14 protein-coding genes are annotated in these 13,696 nt (G+C 67.8%); 12 read left to right on the forward strand and 2 right to left on the reverse strand.

The genetic code is table 11. The features are described 5' to 3' along the window. The first annotated feature begins 1 nt into the window (after position 1). Genes PGN27_RS12310 through PGN27_RS12325 form a run of 4 tightly spaced genes read left to right on the forward strand, consistent with a single transcriptional unit; the run spans position 2 to position 3,982 of the window. On the forward strand, positions 2–601 hold the full coding sequence (locus PGN27_RS12310; protein WP_335326371.1) for a DUF4129 domain-containing protein: 600 nt from the start codon (positions 2–4) through the stop codon (positions 599–601). After that, positions 598–1,710: a DUF4350 domain-containing protein gene (locus tag PGN27_RS12315; RefSeq protein ID WP_335326372.1), complete on the forward strand. Its 1,113-nt coding sequence runs from the start codon at positions 598–600 to the stop codon at positions 1,708–1,710. The genes PGN27_RS12310 and PGN27_RS12315 overlap by 4 nt, the downstream gene beginning before the upstream one ends. Next, positions 1,707–2,660: an AAA family ATPase gene (locus tag PGN27_RS12320; RefSeq protein ID WP_335326373.1), complete on the forward strand. Its 954-nt coding sequence runs from the start codon at positions 1,707–1,709 to the stop codon at positions 2,658–2,660. Before PGN27_RS12315 ends, PGN27_RS12320 begins: the two co-directional genes overlap by 4 nt. Next, complete coding sequence (locus tag PGN27_RS12325) at positions 2,660–3,982, forward strand: DUF58 domain-containing protein (RefSeq protein ID WP_335326374.1); 1,323 nt, start codon at positions 2,660–2,662, stop codon at positions 3,980–3,982. The genes PGN27_RS12320 and PGN27_RS12325 overlap by 1 nt, the downstream gene beginning before the upstream one ends. Here PGN27_RS12325 and PGN27_RS12330 read toward each other — a convergent pair. Next, positions 3,979–4,971: a stage II sporulation protein M gene (locus PGN27_RS12330; protein ID WP_335326375.1), complete on the reverse strand. Its 993-nt coding sequence runs from the start codon at positions 4,969–4,971 to the stop codon at positions 3,979–3,981. The two genes, PGN27_RS12325 and PGN27_RS12330, sit on opposite strands and share 4 nt — an antisense overlap. 27 nt (positions 4,972–4,998) lie before the next feature. Between PGN27_RS12330 and PGN27_RS12335 the strand changes: the two genes are divergently transcribed. The 3 genes from PGN27_RS12335 to lfrA all read left to right on the forward strand — a co-directional run bounded on the left by PGN27_RS12335 (position 4,999) and on the right by lfrA (position 8,042). Then, complete coding sequence (locus tag PGN27_RS12335) at positions 4,999–5,844, forward strand: RDD family protein (RefSeq protein ID WP_335326376.1); 846 nt, start codon at positions 4,999–5,001, stop codon at positions 5,842–5,844. Between the two features lie 64 nt (positions 5,845–5,908). After that, complete coding sequence (locus PGN27_RS12340; protein WP_030132792.1) at positions 5,909–6,478, forward strand: TetR/AcrR family transcriptional regulator; 570 nt, start codon at positions 5,909–5,911, stop codon at positions 6,476–6,478. Positions 6,479–6,488: 10 nt separating this feature from the next. Next, complete coding sequence (gene lfrA / locus PGN27_RS12345) at positions 6,489–8,042, forward strand: efflux MFS transporter LfrA (protein WP_335326377.1); 1,554 nt, start codon at positions 6,489–6,491, stop codon at positions 8,040–8,042. 6 nt (positions 8,043–8,048) lie between these two features. Here lfrA and PGN27_RS12350 read toward each other — a convergent pair whose 3' ends face one another. Then, complete coding sequence (locus tag PGN27_RS12350; RefSeq protein WP_335326378.1) at positions 8,049–9,362, reverse strand: carotenoid oxygenase family protein; 1,314 nt, start codon at positions 9,360–9,362, stop codon at positions 8,049–8,051. A 66-nt stretch (positions 9,363–9,428) separates the two neighbouring features. Here PGN27_RS12350 and PGN27_RS12355 point away from each other — a divergent pair, with 66 nt between their 5' ends. The 5 genes from PGN27_RS12355 (at position 9,429) to PGN27_RS12375 (ending at position 13,648) form a co-directional block, all read left to right on the forward strand. Next, positions 9,429–9,965: a PadR family transcriptional regulator gene (locus PGN27_RS12355; RefSeq protein ID WP_335326379.1), complete on the forward strand. Its 537-nt coding sequence runs from the start codon at positions 9,429–9,431 to the stop codon at positions 9,963–9,965. A gap of 64 nt (positions 9,966–10,029) precedes the next feature. Continuing rightward, entirely contained in the window at positions 10,030–10,716 is a 687-nt protein-coding gene (locus PGN27_RS12360) for a PadR family transcriptional regulator (RefSeq protein WP_335326380.1), read from the forward strand. Between the two features lie 20 nt (positions 10,717–10,736). Next, a complete protein-coding gene (locus PGN27_RS12365) occupies positions 10,737–11,414 on the forward strand; it encodes a hypothetical protein (protein WP_141866751.1) in 678 nt (225 codons plus the stop codon). After that, positions 11,399–12,145 (forward strand): methyltransferase domain-containing protein, encoded by a 747-nt coding sequence (locus PGN27_RS12370; RefSeq protein WP_418888592.1) that lies wholly within the window; start codon positions 11,399–11,401, stop codon positions 12,143–12,145. Before PGN27_RS12365 ends, PGN27_RS12370 begins: the two co-directional genes overlap by 16 nt. 9 nt (positions 12,146–12,154) lie before the next feature. Further along, the gene (locus tag PGN27_RS12375; RefSeq protein WP_335326381.1) at positions 12,155–13,648 is read left to right on the forward strand and encodes a glutamate-cysteine ligase family protein; all 1,494 of its coding nucleotides are present in this window, start codon (positions 12,155–12,157) and stop codon (positions 13,646–13,648) included. Positions 13,649–13,696 lie beyond the last annotated feature (48 nt).

Genomic DNA, 13,696 nt, shown 5'->3' on the forward strand with positions numbered 1-13,696 from the left:
CGTGACCGGCCTGAACATCGACGGCGACGCCGCGCACGACGCCGCACAGCGCGAACTCACCAAACCGATCTACCCCAGACCATCGCTGACCGACCGCCTGACCGGCTGGATCGACGAGTTGCTGTACAAGGCCTTCGCCAGCAGCGACTGGTTACCGGGCGGCTGGATCACATTGGCACTGTTCATGATCCTGTCCATCGTCATCGTCATCGTCATCGTCCGGGTGGCCCGGCGGACCATGCGGTCGACCAGGGACGGCCACGACGCCGTGCTCACCGACCGTACCCGCAGTGCCGCCCACCATCGATCCGCCGCCGAGTCCGCTGCCGCGCAAGGAGACTGGACATCGGCGATACGCCACCGACTACGTGCGGTGGCACGCGAACTCGAAGAGAGCGGCGCCCTCGACCCCATTCCAGGCCGCACCGCCACCGAACTGGCCGCCGCCGCCGGCGCCGTGCGCCCCGAACTCATCAGCGAATTCTCCTCGGCGGCCGAGACATTCAACGGAGTCAGTTACGGCGACCGGCCAGGCAGTGCTCAACAGTACCGCCAGATCGTGGAACTCGACGAGCACCTGCGCGGAGCCCGGGCCCGATGACCAGGCGGCGTTGGCGCACGGCGCGCACCATCGGCCTGGCCATCGTGTTGATCGTGGCCGTTTCCGCGCTGGGTGCCTACCTGACCGCACCGCGTCAGGGCGGCCTGCTGCAGGCCGATTCGACCGCGCCCGACGGCGCGCACGCGCTGCTGACACTGCTGCGCGATCAGGGGATCGACGTCGTGGTGGCCGATGACCTCGATGAGGTCGCCGCGGCCGCCCGCCCCGACACGTTGATCGCCGTGGCCCAGACGTTCTTCCTGCTCGACGGCGACGTTCTGGACCGGTTGGCAGCCCTCCCCGGCGACAGGTTGCTCATCGCACCGTCCGGTGTGACCCGCGAGCACCTGGCACCGGGAATCGATGTGGATGGCACCGCGCAGTTCGGGGGCAGGCCGGACTGCGATCTCCGCGAGGCGGTCACCTCCGGTGATGTCCAACTGGGATTCAGCGACACCTTCACCAAGGCCGACGACGGCGCGGCCACCCGCTGTTACGGCGGGGCCTTGCTGCGTTACCAGGACGGTGGTCGCACCGTGACCCTTGTCGGGAGCGGCGCCTTCATGACGAACGCCGGGCTGCTCGGGCAGGGCAGTGCCGCGCTGGCGATGAATCTGTCCGGTACCCACCAACGCGTCATCTGGTACGCCCCGCAACGGATCGAAGGCGAGACGACCGGTTCGACGTCGCTGGTCGACCTGATACCGGCTCAGGTCGGCTGGGCCGTGCTGCAGATCGGCCTCGCCGTGCTGCTGGTCGCCTGGTGGCGCGCCCGCCGGCTCGGCCCGCTGGTCGCCGAACGACTCCCCGTGGTGGTGCGGGCCTCGGAGACCGTCGAGGGCAGGGCACGGTTGTATCGCTCCCGGCGGGCCCGCGACCGTGCCGCGGCGGCACTACGCACCGCGGCGTTGTCCCGATTACGCCCGCGGCTGGGTCTGGGGCCGCGGCCATCGCCGGAGACGATCACCCACGCGGTGGCCGGTCGCATCGGCGCAGACCCGCAGGCGCTGTCGCACACCCTGTTCGGACCCACGCCCAGCACCGACGAGCAACTGCTCGCGCTGGCAAGGCATCTCGACGATATCGAAAGGCAGGTCGCACAGTCGTGACACAACCCGAGGCCGCACGGGAGGCGTTACTCGCCCTGCGCGCAGAAATCTCCAAAGCCGTCGTCGGGCAGGACGCCGTGGTCAGCGGGCTGGTGATCGCGCTGCTCTGCCGGGGGCACGTCCTGCTCGAGGGCGTACCCGGAGTGGCCAAGACACTGCTGGTGCGCAGCCTCGCCGCGACCCTGCGGCTGGACTTCACGCGCGTGCAGTTCACCCCGGATCTGATGCCGGGTGATGTGACGGGCTCGCTGGTCTACGACGCCCGCACCGCCGAGTTCGCCTTTCGCGCCGGGCCGGTGTTCACCAATCTGCTGCTGGCAGATGAGATCAACCGCACTCCACCCAAGACCCAGGCAGCGCTGCTGGAGGCCATGGAGGAGCGGCAGGTCACCGTCGACGGAGCGGCGCGCCCGCTGCCCGATCCGTTCATCGTCGCGGCCACCCAGAATCCGATCGAATACGAGGGCACCTATCAGCTGCCCGAGGCCCAGCTGGACCGGTTCCTGTTGAAGCTCAACGTGCCGCTGCCACCGCGCGATCAGGAGATCGCGATATTGCACCGGCATGCAACGGGTTTCGATCCTCGCAACCTCTCCGCGCTGACCGCTGTGGCCGGTCCGGAAGATCTGGCGGCCGGCCGTGCCGCTGTGCGCCAGGTGATGGCCGCCCCGGAGGTCCTCGGATACATCGTCGACATCGCCGGTGCCACAAGGACTTCGCCGGCCCTTCAGCTCGGGGTGTCACCGCGCGGTGCGACCGCACTGTTGGCCACCGCCCGATCCTGGGCATGGCTGTCGGGTCGCAACTTCGTCACCCCCGACGATGTCAAGGCGATGGCGCGGCCGACGCTACGGCACCGGATCGCCCTGCGGCCGGAGGCCGAACTGGAGGGCGCCGATGCCGACGGTGTGCTGGACGGAATCCTGGCGTCGGTGCCGGTGCCGCGGTAATGGTTCTCACCGGGCGGGCCGGACTGCTGGCGGTGCTCGGCGTGCTGCCGGTGCTCATCTCGCCATGGCCGGCAACGATGTTCGTGGTCGTGGCGGCGGTGATCGGCGCACTGCTGATCGCCGATGTGCTGCTGGCCGCGAGCCTCGACCGGCTGCAGCTGCGGCGCACCGGGGACACGACCGCGCGCCTGGGCCAACCGGTGCACATCGAACTCGACGTTCACCACGGCGGAAAACGGCGGCTGCGCGGGCTGATCCGTGATGCCTGGGCGCCCAGCGCGCGGGCACGCCCTCGTTCCCAGCCGCTCGATATCCCCGCCGGTGGCCGGGCCAGGGTCGCCACCGAGATCGCGCCGGTGCGCCGCGGTGATCAGCACGCCGTGCATGTCACCGTGCGGGCGATAGGCCCGTTGGGACTGGCCGGACGGCAGCGCACGACGCACGCCGACTGGCAGATACGTGTCCTGCCGCCGTTCCTGTCCCGCAAACATCTTCCGTCGCGGCTGGCCAAACTGCGCGAGCTCGACGGCATGGTCCCGGTCTTGATCCGCGGGCAGGGCACCGAATTCGACACACTTCGCGAATACGTCGACGGTGACGATGTCCGCTCCATCGACTGGCGAGCCACCGCGCGCCGGGGTGACGTCGTGGTGCGGACCTGGCGCCCGGAGCGGGACCGGCGCGTGGTCATCGTGCTGGACACCGGCCGGACCTCCGCGGGCCGGATCGGGGTGGACCCGTTGTCGTTTGACCCGGTGGGATGGCCGCGACTGGATTGGTCGATGGATGCCGCGCTGTTGCTGGCCGCGCTGGCCTCGCGGGCCGGTGACCACGTCGACTTCCTGGCCCACGACCGGGTCAGCCGGGCCGGCGTGTTCGGCGCTTCGCGACGGGAACTGTTGGCGCAGTTGGTCTCGGCGATGGCGCCCCTGGAGCCGGCACTACTCGAATCCGATGCGACGGCCATGGTGGCCGCCGTGCAGCGGCGCGTTCGCCGGCGCGCCCTGGTGGTGCTGCTGACCGACCTGAACGCCTCGGCCCTGGACGAGGGCCTGTTGCCGGTGTTGCCGAAGCTGTCGGCCCGCCACCATGTCATGGTCGCCGCCGTCACCGATCCGCGGGTCGATGCGTTGGCATCGGGGCGCTCGGATGCCGCACAGATCTACGACGCCGCGGCGGCCGAACGCGCCCGCAACGACCGCCGCGACATCGCCGACCGGCTGCGGGGGCACGGTGTCGATGTCATCGACGCCGCGCCGCAGGACCTGGCCCCCGCGCTGGCCGATCGCTATCTGGCGATGAAGGCCACCGGTCGGCTCTAGCCCGTCGGGACGACATCCGGGGCATCCTCCACATCGCCGGTCAGGCCGGCTCGGCGGGCGGCTCTTCCGAAGTGCGCGACATAGCCGAGGAACGCGATCTCGGCGGCCACCCCGATGGTGACGCGCACCCAGGTCGGCAGCGGGGACGGGGTGACCAGCGCCTCGATCAACCCGGAGATCAGCAGCACCACCACCAGCCCACCGGCCACCGCGACCACCGCGCGGCCGCGCTCGGCGAGCACCTGCGACCGCGGCCGGTCACCGGGTGAGACGACCGCCCAGCCCAGCCGCATCCCGGCGGCAGCGGCCAGGAACACCGCGGTCAACTCGAGCAGGCCGTGCGGGGTGATCAGGCCGAGGAAGAGGTCGCCCTTGCCTGCGCCGAACATCAGACCGCCGGATACGCCGACGTTCGCGGCGTTCTGGAACAGCACCCAAGGAATGGGCAGGCCCAGCAGGACCGCGAACGCGATGCACTGGGCGGCGACCCAGGCATTGTTGACCCAGACCCGCAGTCCGAACGACCCGGCCGGGTTCTCGCTGTAGTACGCCTCGAAGTCGTGGTTGATCAACTGCTGCAACTCCGCTGGTGTGCCCAACGTCGCGCGCACCTCGGGATTACCGGCCACCCAGAATCCGATGACGATCGCGACCAGGAGGAAGCCCAGCGCGGAACCGAGCCACCACCGTCGACAGTCGTAGGCCACCAACGGGAACGACACCGTCCAGAATCGGATGAATTCGCGCCACAGCGGCGCCCGCGCCCCGGTGACGGCGGATCGGGCACGCGCGACCAGCCCGGACAACTTCGCGACCAACACCGCATCCCCGGAGGAGCTGCGCACCACCGAAAGGTGGGTGGACACCCGCTGATACAGGTCGACCAGCTCGTCGATCTCGGCCCCGGTCAGGTTGCGCCGCCTCTTCAGCAGCTGTTCCAGTCGATTCCATGCCGGAGTGTGGGCGAGCACGAACGCATCGACATCCACGCTGGCGATCCTAGTAGCGTTCGAGGCATGGTCATGCAGCCAGAGCCCGTGGTGACCGGCGATGCGGTGCAACTACAGGTGTCGATCGCCCAGCTGCCGGTGCGTGCGGCAGCGGCGTTGATCGACGTCATGGTGATGGGCTTCGGATACCTGATCCTGTCGATGCTGTGGGCGCTGACCCTGGCCGATTTCGATCCGGCGCTCTCGGCGGCGGTGCTGATCATCTTCCTGGTGCTGGTGCTGGTCGGCTATCCGGTGACCTTCGAGATGGCTTCCGGCGGACGCTCGCTGGGCAAGATGGCCCTCGGTTTACGGGTCGTGTCCGACGACGGAGGTCCGGAACGGTTGCGGCAGGCGGTTTTTCGAGCGCTGTCCAGTGTGATCGAGATATGGATGCTGACCGGCGGACCCGCGGTGATCTGCAGCATGCTCTCACCGAAAGGCAAACGCATCGGCGACGTGTTCGCGGGCACCATCGTGATCAGTGAGCGGGCACCCAGGCTGAACCCGCCCCCGCCGATGCCGCCTGGGTTGGCGTGGTGGGCCGCGACACTGCAGCTGTCCGGATTGGGCACCGCGCAGGCGAACATGGCGCGGCAATTCCTCTCCAGGTCGGGGCAGCTGCAGCCGCAGGTGCGCGCGGAGATGGGTCAGCGCATCGCCGGCCAGGTCGTCGCGACGATCTCTCCCCCGCCGCCGCCCGGCGCTTCCGCCGAGGAGGTGCTGGCGGCGATCCTGGCCGAGCGGCACCGCCGCGAGTTGGCCCGCCTGCACGTGCCCCAGCCTCCGGGTATGTCGCCGGGGCCGGGCATGCCCCCGGCACCATCGTCTGCACCACCGCCACCGCCCGCGGGGTTCGCGCCACCCGGCTGAAGGCCCATCCCCATAATGGGACACAGATGTCCCATTATGGGAGTTTTCTGCTATCTTTAGCGTCATGAGTGTCCACGACATCGGGGAAACCGGGGCGCGCAACCGCACCCGGCGCGCCATCGTCGAGGCAGCCATCGGCGTCATGACCGACAACCCGACCGCGCCACTGTCCGAGATCGCCGATGCCGCCGGCGTCGGTCGCAGCACGCTGCACCGGTATTTCCCCGAGCGGATGGATCTGCTGCGCGCGGTCGCCCTCCAGGTGCACGCCGCCAGCAACGCGGCCATCGAGGCCGCCGACCCGGAGTGCGGTCCGATGATCCCGGCACTGCGCAGGGTCGTGGAGAGTCAGCTCGATCTCGGCCCGATCATGCAGTACGTCTACACCGAGCCACTCATCCAGTCCGATCGTGAGCTCGCGGCGTTCCTGGACACCGGCGACGAGGTCATCAGCGAAATCCTCTCGCGCGTCACGGCAGAAGGCCCCGCATATCCCCCGGGGTGGTCACGGCGGGTTTTCTGGTCACTGCTTCTGACCGGCTATTCCGCCGTCCGGGACGACGGCATACCCCGCCAACAGGTCGTCGACGCCATCATGAACAGCCTCACCCAGGGCACCATCACTTCCCCATAAGGACCACCCCATGACCACCCATTCCGATGCGACCGCATCGGTGACACCACCGGCGGCCACTCCACGGCGCGCCTGGCTGGCGCTGGCCGTTCTCACCCTTCCGGTGATGTTGATCGCCATCGACAACACCGTGCTCGCCTTCGCGTTACCTGCCATCGCCGAGGACTTCCGCCCACCGGCGGCGACCCAGCTGTGGATCGTCGACGTCTACTCCCTGGTGCTGGCCGCCCTGCTGGTCGCCATGGGCAGCATCGGCGACCGGATCGGTCGACGCCGCCTCCTGTTGATCGGTGGTGCCGGATTCGCCGTCGTGTCGGCCGCGGCCGCCTTCGCGCCCAGTGCCGAGATGCTGGTGCTGGCTCGCGCGGTGCTCGGCTTCTTCGGCGCCATGCTGATGCCCTCGACGCTGTCGCTGATCCGCAACATCTTCACCGAAGCCTCGGCGCGCCGGCTCGCGATCGCCATCTGGGCATCGTGCTTCACCGCCGGATCCACCCTCGGACCGATCGTCGGCGGGGCGCTGCTGGAGCATTTCCACTGGGGCGCAGTGTTCCTGATCGCGGTTCCGATCCTGTTACCGCTGCTGATCCTGGCGCCGAAGCTGGTCCCGGAGTCCAAGGACCCGAATCCGGGCCCGCTTGATCCGATCAGCGTCGGGCTGTCGTTCATCGCCATGCTGCCCTTCGTCTGGGCCATCAAGACCGCCGCCCACGACGGCTTGTCGGTGGTCGTGGTGGCCGCGTTCGCACTCGGCATCGGGGCGGGGGTCCTGTTCGTCCGACGTCAGATGCACAGCGCCACACCGATGCTCGACATGGCGCTGTTCCGGTCCGGCCCGTTCACCTCGTCGATCCTTGCCAACTTCCTGTCCATCGTCGGATTGATCGGCTTCATCTTCTTCGTGTCCCAGCACCTGCAGCTGGTGCTCGGTCTGAGCCCGCTGATGGCCGGTCTGGTGACCTTGCCGGGTGCGGTGCTGTCGATGATCGCCGGTATCTCGGTGGTCAAAGCCGCCAAGCACTTCTCACCGCAGGCGTTGATCGTGTTCGGTCTGGTGTTCGTGGCCGCGGGCTTCATCATGATCCTGTTGTTCCGCCACGATCTGTCGGTGACGGCGGTGATCGTGTCGTTCCTGGTCCTCGAGCTGGGTGTCGGTGTGTCGCAGACCATCTCCAACGACACCATCGTGGCGTCGGTGCCGGCGGCGAAAGCCGGTGCGGCATCGGCGGTCTCCGAGACCGCCTACGAGCTGGGCGCGGTGGTCGGCGCGGCGACCCTCGGCACCATCTTCACCGCGTTCTACCGGGCCAACGTCGAGGTGCCCGCGGGGCTGACACCGTCTCAGACCGGTGATGCGGCCGAGAGCATCGGCGGAGCGACCTCGGTGGCGCGCGACCTGCCGCCCGAAACCGCTCAGCGACTGCTGAACTCGGCACACCAGGCGTTCGACTCGGGTATCGCACCGACGGCGTCCATCGCCGCCGTACTCGCCCTGACCGCTGCGGTCGTCGTCATCGTCGCGTTCCGACGGACACCGGAAGCGCCGCAGCCAGCGGACCGGTGACCGACGTCAGGCGTCGATCCAGTTCCCGTGGAAGCCGAAGGGCACCCGCTGCGGCAGCGTGATGATCGCAACCGGGTCACCGGCGAAGTCGGAGGCATCCAGGATCACCAGTTCACTGCCGTCTCGGGTCGGGTCGTACACATAGCTGATGTACCAGCCGTTGCTTTCGTCGGCGGGCCCGGGACCTGGGACGAAAACGGCCTCACCGGATACCGATGCCCCGAAGGAATGCGTCACGGCCGAACCGGTGCCCAGGTCGTGGCGCACCAATTCGGTCTGCCCCACCGACACGGCGTAGCGGGCGGGCAGCCCGGCCAGCCGGTCGTCGATTCGCGGGAACTCGATGGCGCGGTCGTCGATCTGACGCTCCGAAACGACCGCCCGGTCCAGGTCGATGCGCCACTCCCACATCACCGCCTGCTCGGCGAAACCGCCGTCGTTGCGCCACAGTTCCGGATATCGGACCGCCTGCAGCACAATGCTGTTCGCACTGTCGAAGGCGTTTGCGACGTGGAACACATAGCACGGGTCGATATCGAACCAGCGGATCTCACCGAACGGGTCGTCGCGGCGTAGCACGCCGAGGCGCGCGCCGTAGTCGTCACGCCAGCGGTAGGGCATCTGCCCCTCACCCTTGGCGGCGATGTCGATATCGAACACCACCGGCAGATCCATGAAGATGACATGTTCGGCAGTCATCGCGAAGTCGTGCATCATCGTGAGCGCACCGACGTCGACGGGACGGTCGATGATCAGCGCGCCGTCCGCGGCCACCCGGTGGTAGGTGACATACGGGGCGACAAGACTGCCGTACCCGAAGAAATGCATCTCCCCCGTCGTCGGACAGATCTTGGGATGGGCAGTCATGGAATCGGTGAGCTTTCCGCCGAAATCATAGGCGCCCAACGTCTCGAGTTCCTTGCCGATCTCATAGGGAAAGGAGGACTCGACCAGGGCGAGCGTGCGGCCGGCGTGATTGACGACGTGCGTGTTGGCCACCGCGGACCGTAGATTGCGGGTGCCGTCGGGGTTGTAGACCGGGATGTCGGAGTCGAAGCTGTCGGTGCGAACCCAGCGGTTGCGGTACCACTTGGCCGCACCGTCCTCGATGCGCACGCCGTGGATCATCCCTTCGCCGGTGAACCAATGCCCCACGGCTTCTCGCGGATTCGGCCCGTTGCGCAGATACCAACCGTTCAACTCCGGCGGGATCGCCCCGCGGATCGGCAAGTCGTAGGCGGTCAGCTCGTCGGCGACCGGTGCATAGTTGCCGCGCCGGAAGAAGTCACCGGTCTCGGGTAGGGCGGAACCTGAGGACATGAACCCACCATCACATTCCACTAGTGACATGTCAATAGTGGAATGAGAGAAGCTAGGCTCCTTTCCATGAGTTTGCGAATGGCCGCCCTCGGCATGCTGGCACAACAACCCGGCAGCGGATACGACCTGCTCAAACGGTTCGAGATGTCGATGGCCAACGTCTGGCCCGCCACCCAGAGCCAGCTCTACGCGGAGCTGAACCGACTGGCCGATCATGGATTGATCGAGGTGGCCGAGATCGGCCCGCGGGGCCGCAAGCTCTATCGCGTCACGACGGCCGGGCGCTCCGAACTTCTGCGCTGGATCGCCAGCCCGCAGGACGATCCGCCCTATCGAAGCCCCGAACTCTTGCGCATCTTCCTGCTCGGTGAACTGCCGCGTGCACAAGCGTCCGAGCACGTTCGCAGCCTCGCCGAGCACGCCGAGTCCGAACTTGCCAGGTTGACCGCGCTGCGCGACAGCCCGGACTGCGCCGATATGCCGGACAAGGATTTCTTCGGATTCGCAGCTCTGCAGTACGGCCTGCGCTTCCAGGCCATGCAGGCCGAGTGGGCGCGGTGGCTGGAATCCACCATGGCCACATCAAACGTTGCATCTCGATAGTTTCCGATATATCGTCAACGTATCGAAGTACATCGAGTACTTTCCTACCGAAACGGAAACCCCCATGAATACGCCTTTCAACTCACACCCTGAGAACTCGCCATTCGGCGCCACCCCGTTCGGCGCCGCCCCCGGCCGCTTCGGCTTCGACCGCCGCCATGCCCGCCGCGAATTCCGCGAGCAGGTCCGCGCCCAGGCCGGCGGCCCGCAGGGACCATTCGGTCCCGGCTTCGGCTTCGGCCCGTCGTTCGGTCCGGGCTTCGGCTTCGGCCCCGGTCCCCGCGGCGGACACCGCGGGCGCGGCGGTCGCGGACGCGGCAGGCGCGGCGACGTCCGCGCGGCGATCCTCGCCCTGCTCACCGACCGACCGATGCACGGTTACGAGATGACGCAGGAGATCGCCGCCCGCAGCAACGATCTGTGGAAGCCCAGCCCGGGCTCGGTCTATCCGACGCTGCAACTGCTCGTCGACGAGGGCCTGATCGTCCCCACCGAGAGCGCGGGCAGCAAGAAGACCTTCGAACTGACCGAGGAAGGCCGGGCCGCGGCCGAGAAGATCGAAACCCCGCCGTGGGAGGAGATCGCCGGCGATGCCGACCCGAACGAGATGAACCTGCGGGCCGCGCTCGGCCAGCTCTTCGGGGCGGTTGCGCAGGCGAACCACGCCGCCAGCGACGACCAACAGCGACGCATCCTCGACATCGTCAACAACGCCCGGCGCGAGGTCTACCAGATCCTCGGCGAGGAGTGACTCGCTAGCATCGGGTCACGATGAACACCGACACGCTCGTCAACTACCTGGTGCCCGTCGCGGCGGCGATCCTCACCGCAGCCGGTGGTGTCCTCGGCGTCAGCTTCCGCGACGCCGACGCCTACGAGCGCCGGCGCGCCATGTGGTTGTTCATGTTGGTGGTCGCCACCGGCATCGTGACCATGGCCGCCATGGACTCGGCCGCCGGTGTCGGTAAGCCGGTCGCCGCGGCAGGGCTGACAGTCTCAGCCTGCGCCGCGGCGATCGGCACCCACTTCCTCTGGCGGCGTGTCGTTCCCGACGCCGAACCCCGTACCGTGCGGCTGGCCAGGATCGCGATCGGTCTGGCCGTGGCTGTCATCGTCGCCTCGGTGGCGCTGACCTACGTGGCGGGCAAGGGGTGCCGGCAGGCAGAGCCGCTGATGACGACGGCCTGGGTGGAATCGGGATACGCGCAGCCCGGCATCCCGGGCCGCGGTCCGACTTCCGGCGAGGTCGCCGATTGGGCCAAACGGATTCACGCCGACGCCGACAAGGTCACCGCGAACGGCATCCGCGACCGGGCCCAACGGCTGGCCGGTATCGCCGACGAGATCGCCGCCGCGGCCGCCGACGGCGACTGGGCCCGCCAGGCCTTGATCAGCACCGAGTACTTCGACGTGCTGGGGACCCTACTGAAGGAATGCAAGCCCCAGTGACCGGGATCGACGGGATGCCGCGAGGGGGGCCCGACGCATCGTGCCTGGACCGCCTGCTGTGGACCGACCGATCCGAATACCTGGACCGCGACGATGTCGATCCCGGCGTGAAACGCAGCGTCGTCGATGCGTTGAACTGGACCGGTCACGTCTTCGGCAGCCATGAGCAGTTCGCCGCCATCGCGCTCGAAGAGATCGCCGACGTTCCCGACCCGCGCATCCTGGAACTCGGCGCGGGCCACGGTGCACTTGCGACGAAGCTGCTCGAATTCCATCCGAGCGCCCATGTCACCGTCACCGATATCGCCGATGACGCGGTGGCGGCGATGGCCGCCGGTCCGCTCGGCGAGCATCCGCGGGCGACGGTGCGGGTCGTGGACGCGACATCGATCGACGCGCCGGACCGGCAGTTCGCCCTGTCGGTCTTCGCCTTGTCCCTGCACCATCTCCCCCCGGCGGCTGCCGCCACCGTCCTGGCCGAGGGCACCCGAGTGGCCGACAAATTGCTGATCATCGACCTGCCGCGGCCACCGGCCCCCGTACATGTGCTGCGTCTGGCGACCATGCTGCCGCTGGCCCCGTTCGTCCCGTTCGTGCACGACGGTGTCATCAGTTCACTGCGCAGCTACAGCTCGTCGGCATTGCGCGCACTGGCCGATCACGCGGGTGTCGACATCGAGTTGCGCAGCAGTCTGTTCGGACCACAGATCGCGGTGGCCACCCGGCGTTAGTCTCGACCTGTGGGCGAGGAGATCTCAGGCACGGAGTTCAGCCGCGAACAACGCCGGGAGTACCGGCGCAAGGTGCAACTGTGCCTGGACGTCTTCGAAACGATGCTGTCGCAATCCAGTTTCGAGTTCGACCGCCCGCTCACCGGCATGGAGATCGAGTGCAACCTGGTCGACGACGAGTACCAGCCGGCGTTGCGCAACCGTGAGGTGCTCGCGGCCATCGCCGATCCCGCCTACCAGACCGAACTCGGCGCCTACAACATCGAATTCAACGTGCCGCCACGGCCGCTGCCCGGTCGGTCCGCGCTCGAGCTGGAGACCGAGGTACGCGCCAGCCTCAACGCCGCCGAAGCCAAGGCAAACGCCCATGGCGCACACATCGTGATGATCGGCATCCTGCCGACGCTGCTGGCGGAGCATCTGCAATCCGGTTGGATGAGCGACTCCACGCGGTATCAGGCGCTCAACGATTCGATCTTCACCGCCCGGGGTGAAGATATCGACATCGATATTGCCGGCCCCGAGCGGCTGTGCCTGCAATCGACCGATATTGCACCCGAATCCGCTTGCACGAGCATGCAATTGCATCTGCAGGTGTCGCCCGCCGATTTCGCCAAGAACTGGAACGCCGCGCAGGTCATCGCCGGGCCCCAGCTTGCCCTCGGCGCCAACTCGCCGTACTTCTTCGGCCACGAACTGTGGGCCGAGACCCGCATCGAACTGTTCGGACAAGCCACCGACACCCGACCCGACGAGCTCAAGACCCAGGGCGTACGTCCCAGGGTGTGGTTCGGCGAACGATGGATCACCTCGATCTTCGACCTCTTCGAAGAGAACGTGCGGTACTTCCCATCGTTGCTGCCGGAGCTCTCCGATGAGGATCCGGTGGCCACATTGGCCGCGGGTGGCACCCCACAACTCGCCGAACTGCGATTGCACAACGGGACCATCTACCGGTGGAACCGGCCGGTGTACGACATCGTCGGCGAAGGCGCCGATGCCAAACCGCACCTGCGGGTGGAGAACCGGGTCTTGCCGGCGGGCCCGACCGTGATCGACATGTTGGCCAACTCGGCCTTCTACTACGGGACGTTGCGCGCACTCACCGATGACGAACGACCGCTGTGGACCAAGATGAGTTTCGCTGCCGCCGAACACAACTTCGACGCCGCGGCGCGACACGGCATGGACGCCCGACTGTACTGGCCGGGCTTGGGCGAGGTGACACCGGACGAGCTCGTCCTGCGTGAGCTGCTCCCCCTTGCGCACGAGGGCCTGCGCCGGTGGGGTGTGTCGGCCGAGGTGCGCGACCGCTACCTGGGCGTCATCGAGGGTCGGGCCAAGAGCGGACGAAATGGTGCGACCTGGCAGACCAGCACCGTGCACGCGCTCCAGGAGCGCGGTCTGGCACGCCCGGCAGCGCTGGCGGAAATGTTGCGGCTGTACTGCGAATCCATGCACTCCAACACCCCGGTCCACACCTGGGAGATACCGGCTCCCTAGATTCGAGCGGGTACCTGGCCGATCGGGCAGGAAAATCCGTCCACTCGG

Origin of the sequence: Mycolicibacterium neoaurum, from assembly GCF_036946495.1 — a bacterium.
GTDB lineage: Bacteria > Actinomycetota > Actinomycetes > Mycobacteriales > Mycobacteriaceae > Mycobacterium > Mycobacterium neoaurum_B.